We start from the raw sequence: 24,843 nt of genomic DNA on the forward strand, positions 1-24,843 counted from the left end.
TTACTTGGCCGGCTTGGGCTGCTTGGCAGCGCCGGTTTTGGCCGCTTCGGCGCGTTCGATCTTGCGCGTGATGTACCACTGCTGGGCGATGCTGATGCAGTTCGAGACGCACCAGTACAGCACCAGGCCGGCCGGGAAGAACGCGAAGAAACCGGCCATCGCGATCGGCATCACGTTCATGACCTTCTGCTGCATCGGGTCCATCGTCGCGGTCTGGCCCGAGAGCTTCTGCATGAAGAACATGCTGAGGCCATAGATCACCGGCAGCACGTAGAACGGATCGGGCGAGGTCAGATCGTTGATCCACAGCGCGAAATCGGCCTGGCGCAGTTCCACGCTCTCGAGGAAGACCCAGTACAGCGCAAAGAACACCGGCATCTGCACGAGCAACGGCCAGCAGCCGGCCAGCGGATTGAAGCCCTCTTTCTTGTAGAGCTCCATCATCGCCTTGGACATGCGCTCGCGATCGTCCGCGTAGCGCTCCTTGAGCTCGGTGATGCGCGGCGCGAACTTGCGCATCTTCGCGGTCGAGCGGTACTGCGCGGCCGCGAGCGGGTAGAACAGCGTCTTCACGAGCACGGTCAGCAGGATGATCGCCACGCCCCAGTTGCCCGTGTACTTGTGGAACCACTGCATGACGCTGAACAGCGGCTCGGAGATCGCGGTCAGGATGCCGTAGTCGACCGTGTATTCGAGGCCCTTGGCGGCCTTGCCGATCGAGTCCTGCAGCTTCGGTCCGACATAGAGCCTGGTGACGAAGCTTTGTTCGATGCCGGGCTGAACCTGCGCGCTCGCCCCGAGGTACTGCGCGACATAGCCTTCCTTGCCGGGCTTGCTCTCGAAGCGGTGCTTCTCGTCCTCGGCAGGCAGGATCGCGGCGACGAAGTAGTGCTGCAGCATCGCTACCCAGCCGCCGGTCTGCTCGACGCTGTAGGGCTCGTCGTCGAGATCCTTGAACGGCAGTTTCTTGAAGCGGAACTTGTCGGTGCCCGGCTTGGCCTCGTAGACGCCCACGCCCATGAAGGTATGGATGAACGGCGGCTCTTCGCCGGCCGCCACGTTGGTGCGCTGCATGCGCACGTAGGGGCTCGCCGAGACCGCGCTCGCCGAACTGAGCTTCTGCTCGAGTTCGAACTCGTAGCTGCCGCGGTGGAAGCGATAGATCTTGGTGACCTTGTTGCCAGCCGCGTCCTGGTGTTCGAGCGGCACTTCGAGCACGTCGCTACCCTTGGCCATCTGGTAGACCGCCTGCGGCGTGCTGAAAGCTTCGAGATGGCTGCCGAGCGCCTTGTTCGCGGTGGCGATGCCGCTTTGCAGCACGAAGAAATGGCCTTCGCGATCGTTGAGCAGCGGAATGTTCTGATCCGGCTGCTTCTTCGAGACCGGGTAGCCGACCAGTTCGAGCCGGCGCAGGTCACCGCCGAGCAGCGCGATTTCGCCGACGTACAGATCGGTCTGCACCTTGATGCGCGCGGATTCCGACACCGCCGGCGTCGCAGCGCCCGCAACCGCCTCGGGCGCCAGCGTCGGGATCTCGCCGGCCGTGGCCGCAGCCTCGGCGCGGGTCGCCGCGGTGGCTTCGGTTTCCGGCGGCGCGATCGGCTTCTTGGCGCCGTATTCGGTCTGCCAGGCCTGATAGATGAAGAACATCAGCACGCCGAGAACGGCGAGCAGGATGAAGCGACGATTTTCCATGAGCGAGTGTCAGCGCGATTCGGTGCTCGGCCGGTCGCCCCGGGCGCTAGGCACCGGATCGTACCCGCCAGGGTTCAGGGGATGGCAACGCAGGATTCTGCGGGTCGCTAGCGTAGCGCCCCTGGCGAAACCGTGTTGTTGCAGGGCTTCGACGGCGTAGTGCGAACAGCTCGGATAAAAACGGCAACGCGGCGGCAGCCAGCGGCTGATGCCCTTCTGATAAAGCCGGATCAGGACAACGAGGAAGCGGACCATCGTTGAATGACGCGATTCCAGAGCTTGTCCAGATCCGCAACCGCAGCGGCTGAACCGAGATTCTTGGCCTGCGGCTTGGCCATGACGACGAGATCGCATGCGGGCAGGCGATCCTGTGCTTCGCGAAAGCTCGCCCGAATCTGTCTCTTGATGCGATTGCGGTCGACGGCGAGCGCGGCCTGCTTGCGCGAAATCGCCAAGCCCAGCCTCGGCCCTTCGTCGGACAGGACCGCGACGGCGGTGAAATGGGTCACCGTCTCGCGTCTGCCGTTCTTGAAAACCCGCTCGAATTCAGCAGGTTTGAGCAGGCGAGCGCGCCGTGGAAAGCGCGCCACGCCTCAACAATCTCGAACAATGAGGATCTGCAAGAGATCCGATCGGACGAAGCGGCTCAGACCGGCGTCAGACGGGCGCGGCCCTTGGCGCGACGGCGGGCCAGAACCTTGCGACCACCAACGGTCGCCATGCGGGCGCGGAAACCATGCGTGCGCTTACGACGCAGCGAGTGCGGCTGGTAGGTGCGTTTCATTGTTAGATCGTCGGCAACAAAAAAGGGCGCGGATTGTATCGGGAGCCGAGAACAATGTTCAAGCGCCCGCGCCTTGGCAGCCTGTGGATAGCTTGGGCAAAGGGGCGATAGACTGTGAGGCCATCCGCAGTCATCCATCCTCTCGCCGGCCTCTCGTGCCTGGCGTGCGCGGCCGACTTTTCTCCAAGGACGGTTTTAGTGAGTCTGTCTGTCTATCCCTCGCTGTCGACGCTGTGGCGGTGTGCCCGATGAATCAGAGCGATATCGATACCTGGAACCGCTGCGTGCTCTGGCTCGAGGGCGACATGAGCCCACTGGACGTCAGCACCTGGATTCGTCCGCTGCAGGTTCGCCGGCTGCCGGACCGCCTGAGCATCGTCGCCCCGAACCGCATGGTCATGGAGCGCGTGCGCGCCGAGTTCGTCGGGGCCATCCAGCGCGCCTGGCTGGCCTGCGACGGCGCCGACCTGCCGGTCGAAATCGGTACCGCCAACGAGGCGCGGCCGACCAGCGCCGCAGCGACCACCGCGGTCGAGCCCGAGCGCTGGACCCAGAACGGCAAGCTCGATCCGCGCTACACCTTCGGCAGCTTTATCCAGGGCAAGTCGAATTCACAGGCCAGGGCCGCCTGCCAGCACGTGTCCGAATCGCCCGGCGTGGCCTACAACCCCTTGCTGATCTATGGCGCCTCGGGTCTCGGCAAGACGCATCTGATGCATGCGATCGGCAATGCGCTGCTCGCGCGCTCGGCTCGGGCGCGCGTGGTCTACGTCGGCGCCGAGCAGTGGGTGACCCAGTTCGTTTCGGCCCTGCGTCACAACAATACCGACGAATTCAAGAACTTCTATCGCTCGGCCGATGCGCTGCTGATCGACGACATCCACTTTTTCGCGGGCAAGGCGGTGAACCAGGAAGAGTTCTTCCACACCTTCAACACGCTCATGGACGGGCGCAAGCAGATCGTGCTGACCTGCGACCGCTTCCCGAAGGAGCTCGACCGTCTCGACGACCGCCTGAAGTCGCGTTTCAGCTGGGGCCTGACGGTGTCGGTGGAACCGCCCGACATGGAGACGCGCTGGGCGATCGCCCAGTCCAAGGCCGAGAGCTTCGGCCTCGCGCTGCCCGATGAAGTCGCCGAGTTCGTGGCACAGAACATCCGATCGAACGTTCGCGAGCTCGAAGGCGCGCTGCTGCGCCTGGCCGCGGCGGTTCGCCTGCAGGGCGTGCCGATCACGATCGAATTCGCGCGCCAGACCCTGCGCGACATGCTCGCGCACTACGAAAAGCTCGTGACCATCGACAACATCATGGGAACGGTCAGCAAGTACTACAACATCCAGCTCAAGGAGCTGCGCTCGCCTCGGCGCAATCGCTCGCTGGCCCGGCCGCGGCAGATCGCGATGAGTCTGGCCCGCGAGCTCACACAGCACAGCCTGCCCGAGATCGGCGCGGCTTTTGAAAAGGATCACACCACGGTGCTGCATGCCTGCCGGACCATCGGCAAGCTCAAGGAAGAGGATGGCCGGGTGCGGGAGGACTACGAAAACCTGCTGCGCCAGCTGAGCTTTTGAAGGCAATTGGCCGACAGTTGATCAAGCTGTTCGCAGCTATGTTGGCGGGACTGTTGATAACTTGGTGGAAATTGGAGGATGGATTTGATTCACTCCTTATCCACAGTCGGCGCCTTGGCTTACCCCGAGCTTTACGCTTTCTGAATGAGCAGTTAAGTTTCTGTTCCGACAAGATAAATTGAGTTTGTCCACGGCCACGGGCCTGCTCTATAACTAGTATCTAGAAATACAAGTACCAAGCTAGGTAATGACATGAAAATCCAGGTGGGTCGTAACGAATTGCTGGGCGCGCTCCAGTCGGTCATCGGTGTGGTCGAGCGTCGTCAGACCTTGCCCGTGCTCGCCAATTTCCTGCTCGAAGTCAGCGAAGATGTGCTGACCGTGATCGGTACCGATCTCGAAATGGAGCTCGTGGGTCGGGCCCGCGTGCAGAACCTGGCTCCGGGGAAGACCACGGTTCCGGCCCGCAAGCTGTTCGACATCTGTCGTGGCTTGCCCGAGGGCGCCGAAGTCTCGCTCGAGCAGAGCGGTGACAAGGTGCTGCTCAAGTCGGGCAAGAGCCGGTTCTCGCTGTCGACGCTCAAGCCCGACGAGTTCCCGAGCATGGGCTCGGCGACTGCGGCCTCGAGCGAGCTCCGGCTCAAGCGGGTCGAACTCAAGCAGTTGCTAGAGCGCACGCAGTTCGCCATGGCCCAGCAGGACGTCCGTTATTACCTGAACGGTCTGCTGCTCGACGTGGCGCCGGCTCGTCTGCGCGCGGTCGCCACCGATGGCCATCGGCTGGCTTTCAGCGAACTCAAGCGCGAAACCGGCGTGACCACTGCCCAGCAGGTGATCCTGCCGCGCAAGGCCATCATCGAGCTGAGCCGCCTGCTCGACGCCACCGATGAGGAAGTCGTGCTCGTGCTGTCGCCGGGGCAGGCGGTGGTCGACATCGATACGGTTCGCCTGACGACCAAGACGATCGACGGGCGTTTCCCCGACTACGAGCGCGTGATTCCGGAGAACGGCGACAAGCACGTGCTGGCCGATCGCGAACAGCTGCGCAAGGCGCTCGCCCGGACGGCGATTCTGTCGAACGAGAAGTTCCGCGGTGTCCGCCTGCTGCTCGAAGAGGGAACCCTCAAGCTGCAGACGCACAATCCCGAGCACGAGGAAGCCGAAGAGGAAGTGGAGGTCAGCTATAGCGGCCCGTCGATCGAGATCGGTTTCAACGTCAACTACCTCATGGACGCGCTCGGTGTCATGCATTCGGAGCAGGTCGCGCTCGAACTCAAGAACGCCGAATCGAGCGGCCTGCTGCATGAAGCGGAAGACCGGTCGAGCAAATACGTGATCATGCCGATGCGCCTCTGACACAGTGGCTCGAATCGCCCGCTTCAAGGGTGAAAATCTGAGGCTGTATTCGCAGGTCGAGCTCAGGCCGCATGAGCGGCTCAACTTGATCGTCGGTTCCAACGCGGCGGGCAAGACCACTTTATTGGAAGGGCTGTACATCCTCGGCCGGGCTAGAAGCTTCCGCGCCGCCGACCAGGGTGAGCTTGCTGGAAGCGGGGGCCGTTGGTGGCACTTGTTTGCCGAGCTTTCGGATGAACAGCAGGGCTGGAGCGACAAGATCGGCGCAGGCTGGAGTCCGGAAGGCCAGCAGCTTCGGCTCAACGAGCAACGCGCCAAGTCCTCGGAACTTGCTCGGCGGCTGCCGATTCAGCTGATCGATCCGGTGGGCCATCGGCTCGTCGAGGACGGGCCGGGATATCGGCGCAGCTATCTCGACTGGGGTGTGTTCCACGTGGAACATCATTTCTTTGGAGCCTGGCAGCGATACCAGCGGGCGCTCAAGCAGAGAAACCAAGCGCTGCGGATGGGCTTGAGCGATGCAGCGGTCTCAGCCTGGGACGCAGAATTGGCCGAATCGGGCGGCTTGGTTACGGCGGCCCGACGGCGCCACGTCGAGAATCTGGCCGTGAATTTCGAGCCGCTCGCCGAGGAGCTTCTGCAGCTTCCGGAGGCGCAGCTGGATTTCCAGGCCGGATGGGACGAGCAGCGCGAGCTCATCACGGTCTTGAAGGAACAGCTGGTTCAGCATCGGCGGCTCGGCGTGACGGCCCAGGGGCCGCAAAGAGCTGAGCTCAAGCTTTCTTTGGGCAGCCAGAGATTAAGGGGGAGGGTAAGCCGAGGACAGCAAAAACTGCTCGTCGCCGCCCTGGTCCTGGCACAATGTCGGATTCTGACCGACGCCGGACTGCCCCCACCCGTGATCCTCGTCGATGACTTCGGTGCGGAACTGTCGGCGGAGTACCAGAACCGACTCGCGACCGTGCTGAATCGCTATCCCGGGCAAATGTTTATTACGGCTTTCGAGCGACCCCAGGCCTTCGAAAGTGGATCGATGTCGATGTTCCACGTGGAACATGGGCGTCTGACAGCTGTGAACTGAAGAGATTGCAATGTCTGATAACGAACAGGTTTACGACGCTTCCAGCATTCGGGTTCTGAAAGGGCTCGAGGCCGTGCGTCAGCGTCCGGGCATGTACATCGGCGATACCGACGATGGCACCGGCCTGCATCACATGGTGTTCGAAGTCGTCGATAACGCCATCGACGAAGCGCTCGCCGGGTATTGCACCGAAGTCACGGTCACGCTGCACGGCGACGGCAGCGTCGCGGTAACCGACAACGGCCGCGGCATTCCGACCGAAATCATGCCCGAGGAAGGTCGTTCGGCCGCCGAAGTGATCATGACCATCCTGCACGCCGGCGGTAAGTTCGGCGGCAGCGGCTACAAGGTCTCGGGTGGTCTGCATGGCGTGGGTGTTTCGGTGGTCAACGCGCTGTCGGACAAGCTGCTGCTCGACATCTATCGCCAGGGTCGCCACCACCATCAGGAGTATCGGCTCGGTGAACCGCAAGCTCCGCTGGCCGATCAGGGCGACACCGACAAGCGGGGAACCAGCGTCCGCTTCTATCCGAGCGGCAAGATTTTCAGCAATCTCGAAATGCACTACGACATCCTCGCGCGCCGTTTGCGTGAACTGTCGTTCCTCAATTCGGGCGTGCGCATCGTGCTGCGTGAGGAAGCCAGCGGTCGCGAAGACGTTTTCGAATACAAGGGCGGCATTTCGGCCTTCGTCGAATATCTCAACAAGACCAAGTCGCCGATCCACGATTCGGTGCTCTACATGGTGGCCGAGCTCGACAATGTCGTCGTCGAAGCCGCGCTGCAGTGGAACGACTCGTACACCGAGAACGTGTTCTGCTTCACCAACAACATTCCGCAGCGCGACGGCGGCACGCATCTGACGGGCTTCCGCAATGCGCTCACGCGCACGCTCGGCGAATACCTCGAAAGCCAGGGCATCATCAAGAAAGAAAAGATTTCGATGATGGGCGACGACACGCGCGAAGGCCTGACCGCCGTGCTGTCGGTCAAGGTCCGTGATCCCAAGTTCTCGTCTCAAACCAAGGAAAAACTGGTCTCATCCGAAGTGACGCCGGTCGTCTCGACCGTCGTCGGTGACAAGCTGCGCGACTTCCTGCTCGAAAACCCCAAAGACGCCAAGATCGTCGCCGAGAAGGTCGTCGAAGCCGCTCGAGCACGCGAAGCCGCCCGCAAGGCCAAGGAACTGAACCGTCGCAAGTCGGTGCTCGATATCGCTGGTCTGCCCGGCAAACTCGCGGATTGCCAGGAAAAGGATCCGTCGAAATCCGAACTGTTCCTCGTCGAGGGTGACTCCGCAGGTGGTTCGGCCAAGCAGGGCCGCGATCGTCACTTCCAGGCGATCCTGCCGCTCAAGGGCAAGATCCTGAACGTCGAGAAGGCGCGCATCGAGAAGATGCTGTCCTCGGCCGAAGTCGGCACGCTGATCACCGCGCTCGGCTGCGGCATCGGCAAGGACGAGATGAGGCCCGAGAAGCTGCGTTACCACCGCATCATCATCATGACCGACGCCGACGTCGACGGCGCGCATATCCGCACGCTGCTGCTGACCTTCTTCTACCGGCACATGTATTCGCTGATCGAGAACGGCTACATCTACATCGCCCAGCCGCCGCTCTACAAAGTGAAAAGCGGCAAGCATGAAACCTACGTGAAGGACGACAACGAAATGGCGCGCTGGCTGCTGTCGGCCGCGTTGTCCGATGCGGGCCTGCGCACGGCGGCCGGCGAAGCCTGGACCGACGAAGTTTTCAAGAAGCTGGCGGCCGATTACACCGAGGTGGAACAGACGCTCGAACGCCTATCGCGCCGCTACGACGAGCAGGTGCTGCGCACACTCGCACGGTCACCGCGCATCCCGACCCAGGAGAGCGAACTGAACGCTTGGGGTGAAGCGCTCGAAACGCGCCTGAACGCCGAAGTTCGCTTCGGTAGCCACCAGGTTACGGCCCGTTTGGGCGAAGATGGACCGACGCTGCGCATCCTGCGCCGCCTGCACGGGCTCGATCACTGGTTCGTGCTCGGGGCCGATTTCTTCGTGTCGGCCGACTACCAGCGCATTGCCGATCTAAGAGCCGCGATCTCGGCCCACGATCTGGCCGGCGCCACGGTCCATCGCGGCGAACGCAGCAGCGTCGTAGACGGTTTCGACGCGGCCTATCGCTGGCTGCAGAACGAGGCGCGCCGCGGTCTGAGCATGCAGCGCTACAAGGGTCTCGGCGAAATGAATCCAGGCCAGCTCTGGGAAACCACGCTCGACCCGACTCAGCGACGCCTCGTGCAGGTGCGGGTCGAGGACGCGATCGGCGCCGATCAGATGTTCACGACGCTGATGGGCGAGCAGGTCGAACCGCGTCGCGAATTCATCGAGAAGTATGCCCTGCAAGCGGGCAATATTGATATTTAAGTCTTTGTTCTAGAAGACTATTTCTGCAGCCAGGCGCCGCCGGCGTCCTGGTAGTACCAGCCGCTCTTGGCGCGGGCGATCCAGCGCGCGGCGAAGGCCGAACGGATCTGGGCCTCCCACTGCGGCTGGCCGTTGGCGACCGCGATCTCGCGATACAGCGAGGCGCGGTCGGCGTTTTCGTTGGCGACCAGCGAACGCACCGCATTGCGGTCGGCGAGCGGCACCGAACCGGCGTCGCGGATGCCGATGTAGCCGTCGTTCGTGAGTCCGAGCGTGCCCGAATTGAGCAGCGGTTCGAGCTGCGGGAAACGGGCCTCCATCGCCCCCGACAGCCGCTTGACTTCGGCCGAGCTGACGTCGAGCTTGGGTTCGGCTGCTGCGGCAACCGGCATCACGAAGTCAGCGGCCACGAGCCACAGTGGCTTCGATTCGAGCTGCGAGGTATCGCCGCTGGCAGCGGGTTGCGGCGTCGCCCCGGTGCCCCAGACATCGTCGATGATCTTGTCGGCCGCCTTCTGCGCCTCGGCGGCCGGAAAGTAGACGTTGATCGTCACGCAGGCGCTCATGAAGGCGGCTGGAGCGGCGACCAAAACGACGGCGGCCGTGGATTGGAAGCTCGTGGACGGCTGGCGCATCGGGCGACTCCTGGCGATCGGTCTGCCGACAGTATAGGCAGGCTCTGAATCGGTTCTTAAAGGGCCCAATGCCGGCGAGCCCCTAGCGAATTTCGACGCCTTGCGACTGCCGGACCGCGAGCAATTGCTCGACGAAACGGTTCCAGTCGACGCGCCGCTCGTAGCCGACGACCTCGATGCGCGGCAACCAGCGACCTTCGACGAGCACGTAGCCGCCGTCCTCGGTCGGCTCGATGCCGTCCATGAGGCAGACGCCATCGGCGAGCTTGCAGCTCCAGCCGATGCGCCGATAGCCGAAATCGTCGAAAAATCGCAGCGCGCCACGCGACAGCAAACCGGTCGGGCCGCCGCCGAGCGAGGACAGATTGTCGATCGCGCGCTGCGAAATGCGCCGCCGGCCCGGATCGTTCGGCGAGCTGTAGACGCGCGCATCGAAGGCCACCGGCTGCCAGTCGAGCATGCGCAATCCGCTCACCTCGCCGTCGATGCGCCCGTCGATGCGGCCGAACGAAAACGCCTGCGTGAGCTGGCGCAGATCGATGTTGCGCAGCCGCACGTCCGCGAGCAGCTTGCGCAGCCGGCCGAACAGGTCCGGCATGCGCAGGCTGCCGATGCGCACGTCGCCACCGAAGACTTTCGCGTCGAGCCCGCCGTCGAGCGACAGCTCGCCGTCGCGCAGCTGCACGCCCGGAACACGGCCCGACAACTGGCCGCCGAATTCGGGCCAGCCGAGCGCGCGGCACAGCGCGGCGAGCTCGATCGGTTCGAGCTCGGCCACCAGATCGGCCGACATCGAGGGCTTGCCGACATCGGCGAGCGCGAGGCGCTGCAACAGGAGCGCACCGTCGAGGATCGGCTGGCGCATCGGCTCGAGCAGACGCAGGCCGAGCGGGCTGGCCTCGAAGCGCAGCGTCGCCGGGCCCAGCGGCAGGCTCGCGTACTGCGCGCCGCGCCAACTCAGCACCGACGGCGGTGCGACTCCTTCGCGCAGCCAGTGCACGGAGCCGGCGAGGTGCTCGACTGCGATTGTCGGCATGCCGGCCTTGAGCGTGGCCGAGCGCAGCTCGAGGTCGGCGGCGGCCGGCGCATTGTTCGTGACCGCGAGGTGCAAGTCGGCCGAACCGGCCGCGCTGAGCGATTCCCAGCGTGTTCCAGCCAGAAACGGCGTCAGGTAGCGACTCACGAGGCCGTCGAGCCGTGCCTCGCTCGCCTGCAGGTTCGCCTGCTCGACGAGCACCGAAGGGGAAAGCCGCAGCGCCGTCGCGTTCACGCTGAGCCGGCTGATCAGATCGTGCTGCGAGCCTTCGAGCCGCAGATCGCGTATCGACCGGCTCGTGGTATCCCAGCTACCCGTGGCGACGAGTTCGAGCGGGTTCTGGGCGAAGTCGAGAAAGACCGGCTCGATGTAGGCCTGGCCGGCCGACGAGGACAGCCGTGCGTCGAAATGAGCGATCGGACCGTCGAGCCGGGCCTGCGCGTCGAGCCGCAGCTGCGCCTTGTCGGTCGCGTAGCGGCCACTTGCTTGTTCATAGCTGAAACCGGCCAGCTCCAGCGCCGCAACGGCCTCGCCACGGCCACGGGCATCGCGCGAGTAGCGCGCCTGGGCCTCGACCGAACCGCCGAACAGTGTCGATGGCAGCACCTGGGCCTGCCAGCCCGAGGTCGACCACTCGCCGCTACCGCGCAGCTCGCTGAGGCCGCCCGGCTCGCTGCGAAACGACAGCTTCGCGTCCTGGCAGCGCAGCACCGAGGCCGCCGCTTCGAGCATGCAGCCGGCGTCCACGTCGTGCAGCACCGACGGCAGCGCACCGCCTTCAGCCTTGCCGACCTGCAGGCGGATCTGCAGCGCAGCCGTCGCCTGCCCCGTCCACAAGGCCAGAAGCGCGACCACCGTCGTCATTCCACGATGCACTTTGCGAACGCTCCGATGCGATCTTCGACCGGTTCCGGAAATACCGGAACGGCGGCGACCGCGAACTGAAGGACGGCCAAGGACACTCCGATCAAGCTACTGCGCCCGTCCTCGCGCGGGCGTTCGCTCGCGACGCTCGATCAGAGTTTCCCTAAACTGGCGGCCCGCCGATGCGCGCCCCGACGAGCTTGCCCATGCGCCCCCACCCGCGCCCTTTCCGGCGCCGCCCGATGATGTTGCTTGTACTGTGCGCCGCGTTGAGCGCCTGCGGGCAGACCGGGCCGCTGTATCTGCCCGATCAGGTTCCCGAGAGCGAAAAGCCGCCGAGTCAGCGCAACAAGGAACGCGCCCAGGGCAAGCCGGCCACGCCGCAGCCCGCACCCGCGCCGACCGCAGAATCCACCGCTCCGGTGGCGCCCTGAGCGCCCGCCGATCCACGCAGACCTTGCGAAAAACGCATAACAGCCGAACCAGACCGTGACCCACTTCGAGTACCGAGACGGCGAACTCTACGCCGAACACGTTCCGCTCTCGCGCATCGCCGAGCAGCACGGCACGCCGACCTACGTCTATTCGCGCGCCGCGCTCGAGCAGCAATATCGCGCGTTCGACGAGGCGCTCGCCGAGGTGCCGCATCAGGTCTGCTACGCGGTCAAGGCGAATTCGAACCTCGCGGTGCTGCAGGTGCTTGCGCGCCTCGGCAGCGGCTTCGACATCGTCTCGGCCGGCGAGCTGCGTCGCGTACTCAAGGCCGGTGGCGATCCGACCAAGGTGGTGTTCTCGGGCGTCGGCAAGACCGTGGACGAACTGCGCTTCGCGCTCGACGCCGGCATCGGCTGCTTCAACGTCGAATCCGAAGCCGAGCTGCATCAGCTCGACGCGATCGCGCGTTCGCTCGGCAAGCGCGCGGACATCGCGCTGCGCGTGAATCCGGACGTCGATGCGAAAACGCATCCATATATTTCCACCGGCCTCAAGCAGAACAAGTTCGGCGTCGATCTCGTCACGGCCGAACGCCTGTATCGCGAGGCCGCGAACCTCGGCGGCCTGCGCATCGTCGGCATCGCGAGCCACATCGGCTCGCAGCTGCTCGATGTGTCGCCGTACCTCGATGCGCTCGATCGCGTGCTCGCGCTTGTCGACAAGCTGCAAGCCGCCGGCATCGAGTTCGAACACATCGACGTCGGTGGCGGCCTCGGCGTGCGCTATCGCGACGAACAGCCGCTCGAACCCGCGAGCTGGGCCGCCGCGATCCTGCCGAAGCTCGCAGGCCGCGGGCTTGCCGTGCACACCGAGCCGGGCCGCGCGATCGCGGGCGCCGCCGGCGTGCTGCTCACGCGCGTCGAGCTGCTCAAGCAGACCGAAGAAAAGAACTTCGCGGTCATCGATGCGGCGATGAACGATCTGCTGCGTCCGGCGCTGTATCAGGCCTGGATGGACATCGTGCCGCTGCGCCAGCAGTCGAGCGCGAAGCCGCTGTCCTACGATCTCGTCGGCCCGGTCTGCGAATCGGGCGACTGGATCGGCAAGGAGCGCGAGCTCGCGCTCGAAGCCGGCGACCTGCTCGCAGTGAAGACCGCCGGCGCCTATGGCTTCGTCATGAGCTCGAACTACAACACGCGCGGCCGCGCGGCCGAGATCATGGTCGACGGCGATCGCGCGCATGTGATCCGCACGCGCGAGAGCTTCGACGATCTGATCCGCAACGAACGCCTGCTGGAGCGTCGTCATGGCTGAAGCGGCCGCCGGCCAGTTAACGGATCAGCCGTTGATCCTGATCGACGGTTCGAGCTGGCTGTTTCGCGCGTTTCACGCGCTGCCGCCGCTGAGCAACTCGCGCGGCGAACCGACTGGCGCGGTCTACGGCATCGTCAACATGCTCAAGCGCCTGTGCCGCGAATACGAGCCGCAGCGCATCTGCGTGGTGTTCGATCCGAGCGGCCCGGTGTTCCGCAACGAGCTCTACGCCGACTACAAGGCCAATCGCGATGAAACGCCGGCCGAACTGTCGGCGCAGTATCCGGACGTGGTCGCGGTCATCAAGGCGCTCGGTTTTCCGCTGCTCGTCGTCGATGGCGTCGAAGCCGACGACGTCATCGGCACGCTGACCAAACAGGGCCGCGAGCGCGGCCTGCCGGTGCTGATCGTCACGAGCGACAAGGACATGGCGCAGCTCGTCGACGAGCACGTGCACCTGCTCGACACGATGAAGAACAAGCGCATGGATCGCGCCGGCGTGATCGAGAAGTTCGGCGTGCCGCCCGAGCGCATCATCGATTACCTCGCGCTCGTCGGCGACACCGTCGACAACATTCCGGGCGTTCCGGGTGTGGGGCCGAAGACCGCGGCGAAATGGCTGACCGAGTTCGGCTCGCTGGACGCGATTCGCGATCGCGCGGGCGAGATCGGCGGCAAGATCGGCGAAAAGCTACGCGCGGCGCTCGACATCCTGCCGCTCTCGCATCGGCTCGCGACGATCGTCTGCGACGTCGAGCTGCCCGTGCAGCTCGATGACCTCGTGCCCGGCGAGCGCGACGTCGAGCAGCTCGTCGCGCTGTATCGCAAGCTCGAATTCCATCGCTGGCGCGAGGAACTCGAAGGCGGCAAGCCCGCGGCGGAAGCCGCGCCCGAGGCCGGCACCGAACTCGAAAGCGCGGCGCCCGAATCACTCGCCGCGGTCGGCGCGAACGCGGCCGACATCGGCACCGTGTCCAAGCCCACGCAGGCGATCTGCGTGGTCGACGAAGCCGAGCTCGATCGCATGATCGGCTGCCTCGAACGGGCCAGCCTGATCTGCTTCGACACCGAAACCGATGCGCTCGACGCGAACCAGGCCGGGCTCGTCGGCCTGGCGTTTTCGGTCGAATCCGGCAGCGGCTGGTACGTGCCGCTCGCGCACAACTATCTCGGCGCGCCCGAGCAGCTGTCGCTGCAGAGCGTCATCGCGCGCGTGAAGCCGCTGCTCGAAGACCAGAGCAAGCCCAAGCTCGCGCAGCACGGCAAGTACGACATCAACGTGCTCGCGCGCTACGACATCGAAGTGCGCAACCTGCGCTTCGACACCATGCTCGAAAGCTACGTGCTCGATGCGGCCGGCAATCGCCACGACATGGATACGCTGGCCGACAAGTACCTCGGCCACAAGACGATCCAGTTCGCCGACGTAGCCGGCAAGGGCAAGAACCAGCTGACCTTCAATCAGGTCGCGCTCGACAAGGCCACCGAATATTCGGCCGAGGACGCCGACATCACGCTGCGCCTGCACGAGACGCTGTATCCGAAGCTCGAGGCCGAGCCGGTGCTCGCGAAGGTCTTCCACGAAATCGAAATGCCGCTGGTGCCGGTGCTCGCGCGCATCGAGCGTCGCGGTGTGAAAGTCGATGCGCCGCTGCTGCGCAAGATCAGCGCCGAACTCGCGCAGCGCATGGACGAGCTGCAGGCGCAGGCTTACGTCGTCGCCGAGGGCGAATTCAACCTCGGCTCGCCGAAGCAGCTGCAGACCCTGCTCTACGAAAAATTCCAGCTGCCGGTACTCGCCAAGACGCCCAAGGGCGATCCGTCGACGGCCGAAGACACGCTCGAACAGCTCGCGGCCCAGCACCCGCTGCCGCGCCTGATCCTCGACTGGCGCGCGATGCAGAAGCTGCGCAGCACCTATGCCGAGCAGCTGCCGGCCGCGATCAATCCACGCACCGGCCGCATCCACACGAGCTATCACCAGGCGGTGGCCGCGACCGGCCGGCTGTCGTCGCAGGATCCGAACCTGCAGAACATTCCGATCCGCACGGCCGAGGGCCGGCGCATCCGCCAGGCCTTCGTCGCCGAACCCGGCAATACGCTGCTCGCGGTCGATTATTCGCAGATCGAACTGCGCCTGATGGCGCATTTCTCGGGTGACGAGCGCTTGCAGAAGGCGTTCCGGCAGAACCTCGACGTGCACCAGGCCACGGCCGCCGAGGTCTTCGGCCTGCCGCTCGAAAAAGTCGGCAGCGACGAGCGCCGCGCCGCCAAGGCGATCAACTTCGGACTCATCTACGGCATGTCGGCCTTCGGGCTCGCGCGCCAGCTCGGCATCGGCCGCAACGAGGCCGGCGAGTACATCGAGCGCTTCTTCGGCCGCTATCCGGGCGTCAAGCAGTTCATGGACGACACGCGCTCGGCGGCGCGTTCGCGCGGCTACGTCGAAACCCTGTTCGGCCGCCGGCTCTACCTGCCGAACATCAACGCGCGCAACCAGGGCCTGCGCCAGTACGCCGAGCGCACCGCGATCAACGCCCCGCTGCAGGGTACCGCGGCCGACCTGATCAAGAAGGCGATGATCGAGCTGCAGGCTTGGCTCGACGCCCATGCGCCCGGGATCAGCATGATCATGCAGGTGCACGACGAACTGGTCTTCGAGGGGCCGGAGGCCCTGCTGCGCGAAAAAGCGCAGACGATCGCCGACCAGATGGTGCGAATCGCCCCGCTCGCGGTTCCGCTGGTGGCCGACTTCGGCCTGGCCGGGAACTGGGACGAGGCGCACCAGCCGCACGGACATGCACGTTCGACCGGCTGAAGCTGTTCGTACGACCGTTCGTCGGTCGCCGGGCTTCGACAGGCGCTCGACTTTAAAACAAGAAAATCAAACGAATCAGCAATTTAAAGAAAGACCCGCATGATCCCCTACGGTTTTCGCGAAAAAACTGGAAACCGGCGTGAACTTTCGATCAGGCCTGCCCTCTAAGACTGCGAGCGTGAATCTCTCCCTTTTCACGCTCCCCGCCTCTACTCCCTGGGCGGGTCCGGCATCCCCCAAGCCGGAGCTGTTGCCCCGTGAGTCTCCCCCCGGCTCACGGGGCATTTTCTTTTCAGAATCCTTTCGAATTCCGGGCCCTGTTCGGCGACTCTCCGAATGCGGGCCTCAATTGTTCAGTTTGATGCGAAATTCCATACGCCGCCGCGCTCAGGCGACCGGGGCTTCGGCCCGGTTCGCCTCCGGCACGACGCCGGCGAGCATCGACTGTAGACGTTCACGCGCCTCGTCGAGGCCCTGGTGGCTGCTGGACGAGAACAGCTGGACCGTCGCGAGGCTGCCGAGCTCCTTGAGCCCCTTGCGTGTCGCAAGCAAGGTTGCCTTCGACGCCCCGTAGCCGAGCTTGTCGGCCTTGGTCAGCAAGACGTGGCAGTCGCGGCCGGCGCTGACGGTCCAGGCCAGCATCTGCTTGTCGTAATCGGTCAGCGGGTGGCGGCAATCCATGATCAGGAACAGTCCGCGCAGGTTCCTGCGCTTCTCGACGTAGCCGCCGATCAGCCGGCCCCAGCTCGCACGGACGGGGTTCGGAACCGAAGCGTAGCCATAGCCCGGCAGGTCGGCCAGCCGCGAGCCGTCGCTGATTCCGAACAGGTTGATGAGCTGGGTTCGACCGGGCGTCTTGCTGACGCGGGCGAGCGAATGGCGGCCGCACAAGGCGTTCAGGGCACTCGACTTGCCGGAGTTGGACCGACCCGCGAAGGCGACTTCCGGGTGCTCGTCGTCGGGCAGCTGCGTCAGCTGCGCGCAGGAGAGCAGGAACTGGGCCTGGGAAAAGGGATTCTGCATTGAGCAAGTCGGAGTGTAGAATTACGCCGCCAAATTATCCGGTTAGCTTGCGTCGTGCTACTCGACGCCCAGCGCCGTCTGCGATTTCACCGGCAACGAACCTTAGATGCCGGACGATCGCCACCGTTGCCTACCGCGTTTGCCTACTGGGAGTGCTGTTGATGAAACGCCTTTTGATGGCGCTGGTTCTCGTCGCCCCATTTGCCACGGTTTCTGCCCAGGAAGCGGGATCAAAAGATCCCTTTACCCAGGGAGATGCCACCGCCGGCGCCACCAAGGCCGCATCCTGCGTCGCCTGCCATGGACCTGGCGGTAACAGCGCCATGCCGGACTGGCCCAAGCTGGCCGGCCAGGGGTCCAGCTACATTGCGCATCAGCTCAAGGCCTTCAAGTCGGGCGAGCGCAAGGACCCGGTGATGTCCGCCCAGGCCGCTCCGCTGTCGGAGGCCGACATCGCCGACATCTCGGCCTACTTCACCCAACAGAAATCCACCCCCGCGGCCGGCAGCAAGGACGCGGTCGCCGTGGCCGAGCCGCTGTTCCGCGCGGGCGATGCCGCTCGCGGCATTCCGGCCTGCGCGAGCTGCCATGGCCCCAAGGGCGCCGGCAATCCCGCCGCCGGCTATCCGCGCATCGGCTCGCAGCACGCCAAGTACACCGCCAAGCAGCTCGCCGCCTACAAGGCCGGGGAACGCAAAGTCGGTCCCACCGGTCAGATGATGGCCGCCGTGGCGTCCAAGCTCACCGATGACGAGATCCAGGCGCTGGCGTCCTACATCAACGGCGTCCAATAGCAACGGGCTGTTGGGGCCTCATCGAGACTTCTCAATGCGTTTTTCCATGCGCCTGCTGCTCGCCAGTGTGTTCGCCGGCCTTTCCCTGATGAGCTTGCCGGGCTTGGCGGAAACTCCCGCTTTCAAGGAAGGCGAGCAATACAAGCTCGTGCGGGACACGCAGAAGCCGATCGACCCCAAGCGCATCCTCGTCGAGGAAGCGTTCTGGTACGGTTGCCAGCACTGCTTCCACTTCGATCCGAAGATCGAGGCCTGGCGCAAGACCAAGGCGGCCGACGTCGATTTTGCGCGTCTGCCGTCCAGTCTCGGCCACCCCGAAGGCGTGCTGCACCAGAAGGCCTATTTCACGGCGCAGTCACTCAACATCGGCGACAAGATCCACACGCCGCTGTTCGACGGCATCCACGTCAAGCACGACACCTCGCTGTTCACGCAGGGCGGCATCGCCACGCTGTTCTACCGCCAGGCCGCGGTGTCGGAGGACGTGTTCAACGGCACCTTCGCGGGCTTCGCGGTCGACAGCCAGGTGCGCCGCACCGATGCGCTGCTGCGCGCCTACGGCATCGCCAGCGTTCCGGCGATCGTGGTCGGTGGCAAGTACACGACCAATGCGTCGATGGCGGGCGATTTCGACAAGATGATCAAGGTGACCGACTTCCTCATCGAGAAAGTCCGCCAGGAACGCAAGAAATAAACACCAATCGGGACTTGCCGCGGGCGACGCCGCGGCGAGCGTGGCGCACGATCGTCGCCGCCCGGCTCCTGGCCGGGCTTTTTGTTGGTGCGGGGACCGGTTCCGGCGCCACCGCTGCCGAGCTGTCGCTGATGTCGGTCGACCGGGCCTGCGAGCGGCTCGGCCAGCGCCTGCAGAGCGTCGATCCGGCCGATTGCCGGCGCGCCAACTTCCATCTCGGCGACGGCGCGAGCCGCCTGCGCCAGGCCCTGCTCTACAAGGACTTTCCGGCGCATGGCGACGTGTTCCAGCCGCGCCGCGTGCTGCTGATCGGCGGCATCCACGGCGACGAATTCTCGAGCGTCAGCATGGTGTTCCAGTGGATGCGCAAGCTCGAGCAGGAGCGCATCCAGCCGTTCTACTGGCGCGTGATTCCGAGCGCGAACCCGGATGGCCTGTTCGCCAACCCGGCGACGCGCGAGAACCGCGCGGGCGTCGACCTCAACCGCAACTTCCCGAGTGCGGACTGGAACAGGCGCGCACTGGCCTACTGGCGCAGCAAGGCCGGCTCGGACAAGCGCCGCTTCCCGGGCAAGTCGGCGATGTCCGAGCCCGAGACGCGCTGGCTCGTCTCGCAGATCGAGAGCTTCAAGCCCGATGCGATCGTCTCGGTGCACGCGCCCTATGGCGTGCTCGACTACGACGGCCCGTTGCGCCCGCCCGAGCGCTTCGGCTATTTGCGCCTGCAACCGCTCGGCGTTTACCCGGGCTCGCTCGGCAATTACGCGGGCGTCGACCACAAGCTGCCGGTGATCACGCTGGAGCTGCCCAACGCCGGCATCATGCCGACCGCCGCGCAATCGCAGCGCATCTGGACCGACATGCTGAACTGGCTCTCGCGCAATCTGCCGCGCGAGCGCCCGCCGCTCTACGAGCGGCTCGACGACGAGGTGTGGCTGAACCAGCCGCGCGATCCCTGAGAAGCTGCGTCGGGCTGCTGCGCTCGGCGTCTCTACGCCTGCCGAAGCTTCTCCGCTAACGGGAGCCGGCTGCCAGCTTCGGCAGGCTCTGCACCCCGATCGAATCGGGCAGTTCGCCGTAGCGGTGCGCGAGCCAGCGTTCCTGGAAGCAGTACCGTGCGACGTTGCTGATGTCGTAGAGATACCAGGCGTTGACCGAGCCGCCGATCACCGCCCCGACCACCGGCATCGCGCTCGCGGCCTTGCGCCAGCCCAGATGCCTGCCGGCCTGGAGCGCGAGATTGTTGAGACTCATCGTCGCGGCCTCCTTGGCGAGCTCGCGCTCGGCCGCGCGTTCGATGCCGTCACGCCAGGCCGCGTCGTCGAGCTCGGCGCTGTTGCGCCAGACCGCCTGCTGCGCAGCCTGCTTCTCCTCGATCGAATTGGCCGATGCGAGCGCGAAGATGGCGATACCGAGCCGCCGGCTCTCCTCGGGCGTCATCACCTGGCCATAGCACAGCGCGGTTCGCTGGATGCTGCGGAACGCGAGCACCAGCAGTGCCGGCACGTCGGCGACCATGCCGGCCGCACCGGCGATGCCGAGCACGGCGCCCGCTCCACCGGCCATTGCCATGCCGCGACGGCGCAGCCGGGCCGACAGCTGGTCGCAGACTTCGAGCTCGACGTCGAGCAGCTCTTCGATGCGCCCGACCTTGGCCTGCTTGAGCAGCGCCGCGTGACCCGAGAAGCGCCCGGCCGTGCTCTGCACCGCGGACAGCGCGGTGCGCAGGGCTTCGGTCGGAATCATCGTCTGCACGGCCTGGCTCGCCGGCCCGGCGGCCTTGCCGAACCAGCGCGCGGCCGGCGGTGGCTCCTGGGCCTGCCAGCGGCGGATTTCGGCCAGGCGATCGAGTTCGTAGCGGTTCATGGATTCACCTTAATGCGCAGCGCTGAACGATGGCCGTGGTTTCGGGATGGATCGTAGGACGGGCCGCGACCCGTCCTACGTCAGCCGCAGGCCGCCGTCGACCGGCAGCACCGCCCCGTTGATGTAGCCGGCCTCGTCGGACAGCAAGAAGCGCACGGTGCGGGCCACTTCGGCGCCGCCGCCGAGCTGCTTCATCGGAATGCGCTGCTGCTCGGCGAGGCGCTCGGCTTCGTCGAGCTTGTCGCCGACGCCCCAGATCATGCGGCCCGGGGCGACGCCGTTGACGCGGATGCGCGGGGCGAGCTCGATCGCCAGGCTTTCGGTGACCGACCACAGCCCGGCTTTGGCCGCGCAATAGGCGACGTAACCCGGCATCGGCTTGCGCGCGTGGATGTCGAGTACGTTGACGATGGCGCCGCTCCGCATGCGCGCCGCGCAGGCCTTGGCGAGGAACAGCGGGCCCTTGAGGTTGCTCGCGATGAGGTCGCCGAACTGGGCCGGCGTCAGCGTCTCGAGCGCGGTCGGGTAGAAGCTCGAGGCGTTGTTGACGAGCGCATCGAGCCGGCCCCAGCGCCCGATCGCGGTCTGCGCGAGCGCCTCGGGCAGCGCATCGTCGGCCATGTCGCCTGCGAAGCAGGCGGCCGAATCGGAGCGGCGGGCGTTGAAGTCGGCCTCGAGTTTGCGGGCGCCCTCGCCGGAGAGCCGGTAGTGCAGCAGCACGCGATAGCCGGCTTCGTGCAGGGCCGTGGCGATGGCCGAGCCGATGCGGCGGCCGGCGCCGGTGACGATGGCGACGGGCGGATTTCCGATGAGGGCTGGTTCTGACGAGTCGGTCTTCATGGCCTGCGGCGGGGACGTCGTTGCGGCTGAAGGGGCTCCGTCACGGGAGCGCGGTATGATGGAACGGCTCATTCCCCGCCCATTTCCGGTTCCCATTGTCGCCGAAGCGGCGCGATTCGTGCGCGGCCTTCCGCCTCCGTGGCTCCCTCAACTTTCACTCGATGCTCGACGCCATCCTGCTGGGCCTGATCGAAGGCCTCACCGAATTCCTTCCCATTTCCAGTACCGGTCATCTGCTGATCGCCGAGCACTGGCTCGGCCGCCGCTCCGACCTGTTCAACGTCGCCGTGCAGGCCGGCGCGATCCTCGCGGTGACGCTGGTCTATCGCGCGCGCATCCGCCAGCTCGCCACCGGCTGGAACGATCCCGCGCTGCGCGACTACACGCTCAAGCTCGGCGCCGCCTTCCTAGTCACCGCGGTGCTCGGCCTGCTCGCCAAGAAGCTCGGCGCCGAACTGCCCGAGAACACGCGCCCGATCGCCACCGCGCTGATCGTCGGCGGCCTGATCATCTTCATCGTCGAAGGCTGGGCCAAGCGCCAGCCGATCCGCGACCTGGTGACCTGGAAGCTGGCGTTCGCGGTCGGCGCGGCGCAGGTGGTCGCGGGCTCGTTTCCGGGCACCTCGCGTTCGGCAGCCGCGATCTTCGTCGCCATGCTGGCCGGGCTGACCAATCGCAAGCTCGCGGCCGAGTTCGCGTTCATGGTCGGCATTCCGACCATGCTCGCAGCCAGCGCCTACGAGCTGCTCAAGCTCGCGATGCACGGACAATTGCAGACCGAGAACTGGAGCGAGCTCGGCGTCGGCTTCGCGATGTCGGCGGTCACCGGCTTCATCGCGGTGAAGTGGCTGCTGCGTTACGTCTCGGGTCACAGCTTCGTGCTGTTCGCCTGGTATCGAATTGCGCTCGGAGCCATTTTGTTGATACTGCTCGGATAACACGATGGATCCGGGAGCATCGGCGGACACGGCGGAGGGGCCGGCCGGCGGTGAACAATTCGCGAGGACCAGGGAGACATGGTCATGGCCATTACGAGCCGTTTCACCGGCAAGCACGCGGTACTGCTGCTCTCGTCGACGCTGAGTCTGTCGTTCGCAGCGCAGGCCGGGCAAGGCCCTTACGTCGGAGTCGGGGGCGGAGTCAATTTCGTCGACAAGCAGAAGTACAGGATCTACTACCCCAACGGCGGGGGCATGCTCGATGACGGCACCGAGATCGGCCAGATCAAATTCGAGGACGGCTGGGCCGGCGGCCTCGTGCTCGGCTACGCCTCGGAGAGCTGGTTGCGTCCCGAGCTCGAGCTGCTCTACCGGCAGAACGATCTCGACCGTATCCACCTCGAGCCGGCCGGCCTGCTGTCCGGCCTGTTGACCCCGAACGGCACCGATCCGGACGGCGTCAAGGGCAACCAGAACGCCCAGACCGCGATGGTCAACCTCTGGGCCGACCTGTTCCGCAGCAGCCGGGTCCGTCCGTACGCCGGCCTCGGCCTCGGTGCCGCCCGTGTGGCGCTCAGCGACGGTGGCTATGACGGCCAGGACTTCAACAATAGTGCCACCACGGTTTTCGCCTACCAGGTCGGCGCCGGCCTGGGCTTCGATCTCGGCGACCATCTGACGCTGTCGCTCGATTACCGCTACCTGCAGACCGATCGCAGCAAGCTCAACCTGCTACGTGACGATCCGGCCACGCGCGTGAAGTTCCGCTACGAGGCCCAGACCGCGCTGTTGAGCCTGCGCTACTCCTTCGGCGAACGCGCCGAAGAGGCGCCGCCACCGGCTGCGCCGCCGGTCGAGGTGGTTCCACCCGTCGAGCCGCCGGCTCCGCCTCCTGCCCCGCCGCCGCCTGCGTGCGAGTCGCCCAAGCCGGGCGTGCCGTTCTCGCTCGAAGGCTGCGTGGTTGGGCAGACGCTAATCCTGCACGGCGTGAACTTCGAGTTCGACAAATCGCGCCTCACGGTCAACGCCAAGACCCTGCTCGATCTGGTGGCCGACGCCCTGCTCGCGCGCCAGGACATCCAGGTCGAGATCGCCGGCCACACCGATTCCAAGGGCGCCGATGCCTACAACCAGAAGCTGTCCGAAAGCCGGGCCGATGCGGTCAAGCTCTACCTGATCGAACGCGGCATCGATGGCTCGCGCATGAGCACCGTCGGTCATGGCGAGACCCAGCCGGTCGCCGACAACGCGACCGACGAGGGACGCGAGCTCAACCGGCGCGTCGAACTGCGCGTGACCGGCTCCAACCCGGCCGCAGGTCCGGCGCCGACGGTCGCCTCGCCGGTGCCCGAAGGCGACGTTCCGCCGCCGGCGGAGCCCGCGCCCGCTCCCTGAGCGAGGGGCGGTGGTGATGAAAAAGGCCGGCTTTCGCCGGCCTTTTTCATGCCGCGGGACCCGATGGCTTCCAGCGCTTGAGCGCCTGTTCGCGCCGCAGCCTGATCTGCTCGCTGATCGCGGGGCCTTCGAAGCCATCGCGCATGACCTCGCCGGCCTGGGTCGCCAGCGCCACCTCGCGGGCGCGGCGCAGGTAATCGACGGCCGGGTAGTCGCAGTCCTCGAGGCCGAGCCTGCCGCGCGCATCGCAGAGGCAGCTCTGCAAGGCCTGCTCGAAACCCTCGCCGTTCTTGCGGAAGGCTCCGAGCCGGTCGAGCAGCGCGAGCAGCGTGCCGGGCCGCAGCTCGCGCGCCCGATGCACGTTCAGGTGGTCGCGCGTGACCGTCAGCGCGAGGTCGCGGCAGGGGTTCGGCACGCGCAGGCGTTCGCAGAACGCGGCCACCAGCGGCAGCCCGCGCTCCTCGTGCATGCGATGGCTCGGCCATTCCGATTCCGGCGTCGCGGCCTTGCCGAGGTCGTGCAGCAGCGCCGCGACGCGCACCGGCAACGCGAACCGATGGCGGACCGACGCGTCGACCGCCATCAGCGTGTGGCGCAGGGTGTCGACCTCCGGGTGATAGTCGGCGCGCTGCGGAACCCCGCGCAGGGCGGCCACTTCGGGCATCACGCGGGCGAGCGCCCCGCTGGCCTCGAGGTCTTCGAAGAACACGCTGGGCTTCTCCGACTCCATCAGCGCGCGCTCGGTTTCCTTCCAGACGCGCTCGGGTACGAGGTCGTCGGCTTCGCCGGCCGCCACCATCCGCTGGAGCAGGGCCTGGGTCTCGGCCGCGACCGTGAAGCCGCGCGGGGCGTAGCGAGCATGAAAGCGCGCGAGCCGCAGGATGCGTACGGGATCCTCGGCGAAGCTCGCCGACACGTGGCGCAGCACGCGGGCTTCGAGATCGGCGCGGCCGCCGTAGGGGTCGATGATCCGGCCGTCTTCGTCCTGGGCCATCGCGTTGACCGTGAGGTCGCGGCGCAGCAGGTCCTCCTCGAGCGTGACCTCGGGCGAGGCGTCGGTGACGAAGCCACGATAGCCGCGCCCGGACTTGCGCTCGGTACGCGCGAGCGCGTGTTCCTCGCCGGTGTTCGGATCGATGAACACCGGAAAGTCGCGCCCTACGGGCTTGTAGCCGGCGGCGACCATGTCGTCCTGCGTCGAGCCGACCACGACCCAGTCGCGCTCGGTAACCGGGCGCCCGAGCAGCGCGTCGCGTACCGCACCGCCGACCAGATAGCGTTTCATCGGCCGCTGACC

The 24,843-nt window shown here is 65.8% G+C and carries 22 protein-coding genes; 12 read left to right on the forward strand and 10 right to left on the reverse strand.

Annotated features, from left to right (window positions below; translation table 11 throughout):
- The 4 genes from yidC to rpmH are packed head-to-tail and all read right to left on the reverse strand — an operon-like array spanning position 1 to position 2,479.
- Positions 1-1,695, reverse strand: a complete 1,695-nt coding sequence (gene yidC / locus AC3WUM_RS10155) for a membrane protein insertase YidC (protein ID WP_492410159.1) — start codon at positions 1,693-1,695, stop codon at positions 1-3.
- A gap of 9 nt (positions 1,696-1,704) precedes the next feature.
- Positions 1,705-1,950, reverse strand: a complete 246-nt coding sequence (gene yidD / locus AC3WUM_RS10160) for a membrane protein insertion efficiency factor YidD (protein WP_492410161.1) — start codon at positions 1,948-1,950, stop codon at positions 1,705-1,707.
- Positions 1,926-2,285, reverse strand: a complete 360-nt coding sequence (gene rnpA, locus AC3WUM_RS10165; RefSeq protein ID WP_492410163.1) for a ribonuclease P protein component — start codon at positions 2,283-2,285, stop codon at positions 1,926-1,928. Before rnpA ends, yidD begins: the two co-directional genes overlap by 25 nt.
- Before the next feature lie 56 nt (positions 2,286-2,341).
- Complete coding sequence (gene rpmH, locus AC3WUM_RS10170) at positions 2,342-2,479, reverse strand: 50S ribosomal protein L34 (protein ID WP_007184791.1); 138 nt, start codon at positions 2,477-2,479, stop codon at positions 2,342-2,344.
- A gap of 248 nt (positions 2,480-2,727) precedes the next feature.
- Here rpmH and dnaA point away from each other — a divergent pair, with 248 nt between their 5' ends.
- From dnaA to gyrB, 4 genes are all read left to right on the forward strand, one after another.
- A complete protein-coding gene (gene dnaA / locus AC3WUM_RS10175) occupies positions 2,728-4,050 on the forward strand; it encodes a chromosomal replication initiator protein DnaA (protein WP_492410165.1) in 1,323 nt (440 codons plus the stop codon).
- A gap of 252 nt (positions 4,051-4,302) precedes the next feature.
- Positions 4,303-5,406 carry a DNA polymerase III subunit beta gene (dnaN, locus tag AC3WUM_RS10180; RefSeq protein ID WP_492410167.1) on the forward strand — a complete coding sequence of 368 codons (1,104 nt, stop codon included), beginning with the start codon at positions 4,303-4,305 and terminating at the stop codon, positions 5,404-5,406.
- Positions 5,407-5,410: 4 nt separating this feature from the next.
- Positions 5,411-6,487, forward strand: coding sequence for a DNA replication/repair protein RecF (gene recF / locus AC3WUM_RS10185; protein WP_492410168.1), 1,077 nt, complete (start codon positions 5,411-5,413; stop codon positions 6,485-6,487).
- Positions 6,488-6,497: 10 nt separating this feature from the next.
- Complete coding sequence (gene gyrB / locus AC3WUM_RS10190) at positions 6,498-8,894, forward strand: DNA topoisomerase (ATP-hydrolyzing) subunit B (protein ID WP_492410169.1); 2,397 nt, start codon at positions 6,498-6,500, stop codon at positions 8,892-8,894.
- Between the two features lie 17 nt (positions 8,895-8,911).
- Here the strand turns inward: gyrB and AC3WUM_RS10195 are convergent, their stop codons facing one another.
- Positions 8,912-9,529, reverse strand: coding sequence for a YdbL family probable chaperone protein (locus AC3WUM_RS10195; protein ID WP_492410170.1), 618 nt, complete (start codon positions 9,527-9,529; stop codon positions 8,912-8,914).
- Positions 9,530-9,611: 82 nt separating this feature from the next.
- Entirely contained in the window at positions 9,612-11,429 is a 1,818-nt protein-coding gene (locus AC3WUM_RS10200; protein WP_492410171.1) for a translocation/assembly module TamB domain-containing protein, read from the reverse strand.
- 242 nt (positions 11,430-11,671) lie between these two features.
- On the opposite strand from AC3WUM_RS10200, the gene lptM reads away from it, so the two are divergent.
- From lptM to polA, 3 genes are read left to right on the forward strand one after another with little or no spacing between them, the layout of a single operon-like run.
- Positions 11,672-11,863 (forward strand): LPS translocon maturation chaperone LptM, encoded by a 192-nt coding sequence (gene lptM, locus AC3WUM_RS10205; RefSeq protein ID WP_492410172.1) that lies wholly within the window; start codon positions 11,672-11,674, stop codon positions 11,861-11,863.
- Between the two features lie 55 nt (positions 11,864-11,918).
- Positions 11,919-13,178 carry a diaminopimelate decarboxylase gene (gene lysA, locus AC3WUM_RS10210; RefSeq protein ID WP_492410173.1) on the forward strand — a complete coding sequence of 420 codons (1,260 nt, stop codon included), beginning with the start codon at positions 11,919-11,921 and terminating at the stop codon, positions 13,176-13,178.
- On the forward strand, positions 13,171-15,996 hold the full coding sequence (gene polA / locus AC3WUM_RS10215) for a DNA polymerase I (protein WP_492410174.1): 2,826 nt from the start codon (positions 13,171-13,173) through the stop codon (positions 15,994-15,996). The genes lysA and polA overlap by 8 nt, the downstream gene beginning before the upstream one ends.
- Positions 15,997-16,383: 387 nt before the next feature.
- On the opposite strand, the gene yihA is transcribed toward polA, so the two are convergent.
- On the reverse strand, positions 16,384-17,019 hold the full coding sequence (yihA, locus tag AC3WUM_RS10220) for a ribosome biogenesis GTP-binding protein YihA/YsxC (protein WP_492410175.1): 636 nt from the start codon (positions 17,017-17,019) through the stop codon (positions 16,384-16,386).
- Positions 17,020-17,180: 161 nt separating this feature from the next.
- Between yihA and AC3WUM_RS10225 the strand changes: the two genes are divergently transcribed.
- The 3 genes from AC3WUM_RS10225 to AC3WUM_RS10235 all read left to right on the forward strand — a co-directional run bounded on the left by AC3WUM_RS10225 (position 17,181) and on the right by AC3WUM_RS10235 (position 19,466).
- On the forward strand, positions 17,181-17,813 hold the full coding sequence (locus tag AC3WUM_RS10225) for a c-type cytochrome (RefSeq protein WP_492410176.1): 633 nt from the start codon (positions 17,181-17,183) through the stop codon (positions 17,811-17,813).
- 34 nt (positions 17,814-17,847) lie between these two features.
- A complete protein-coding gene (locus AC3WUM_RS10230) occupies positions 17,848-18,507 on the forward strand; it encodes a thiol:disulfide interchange protein DsbA/DsbL (protein WP_492410177.1) in 660 nt (219 codons plus the stop codon).
- A 131-nt stretch (positions 18,508-18,638) separates the two neighbouring features.
- Positions 18,639-19,466, forward strand: coding sequence for a M14 family zinc carboxypeptidase (locus AC3WUM_RS10235; protein ID WP_492410178.1), 828 nt, complete (start codon positions 18,639-18,641; stop codon positions 19,464-19,466).
- Positions 19,467-19,521: 55 nt separating this feature from the next.
- On the opposite strand, the gene AC3WUM_RS10240 is transcribed toward AC3WUM_RS10235, so the two are convergent.
- Positions 19,522-20,373: an EcsC family protein gene (locus tag AC3WUM_RS10240; protein ID WP_492410179.1), complete on the reverse strand. Its 852-nt coding sequence runs from the start codon at positions 20,371-20,373 to the stop codon at positions 19,522-19,524.
- A 75-nt stretch (positions 20,374-20,448) separates the two neighbouring features.
- Positions 20,449-21,213: an SDR family oxidoreductase gene (locus AC3WUM_RS10245; protein ID WP_492410180.1), complete on the reverse strand. Its 765-nt coding sequence runs from the start codon at positions 21,211-21,213 to the stop codon at positions 20,449-20,451.
- 161 nt (positions 21,214-21,374) lie between these two features.
- Here AC3WUM_RS10245 and AC3WUM_RS10250 point away from each other — a divergent pair, with 161 nt between their 5' ends.
- Entirely contained in the window at positions 21,375-22,151 is a 777-nt protein-coding gene (locus AC3WUM_RS10250) for an undecaprenyl-diphosphate phosphatase (protein WP_492410181.1), read from the forward strand.
- Positions 22,152-22,235: 84 nt separating this feature from the next.
- Positions 22,236-23,546: an OmpA family protein gene (locus AC3WUM_RS10255; protein ID WP_492410182.1), complete on the forward strand. Its 1,311-nt coding sequence runs from the start codon at positions 22,236-22,238 to the stop codon at positions 23,544-23,546.
- A gap of 46 nt (positions 23,547-23,592) precedes the next feature.
- Here the strand turns inward: AC3WUM_RS10255 and AC3WUM_RS10260 are convergent, their stop codons facing one another.
- Entirely contained in the window at positions 23,593-24,831 is a 1,239-nt protein-coding gene (locus AC3WUM_RS10260; RefSeq protein WP_492410183.1) for a multifunctional CCA addition/repair protein, read from the reverse strand.
- Positions 24,832-24,843: the final 12 nt, after the last annotated feature.

The sequence above is a fragment of the Hydrocarboniphaga sp. FW305-C-57 genome (assembly GCF_058783045.1).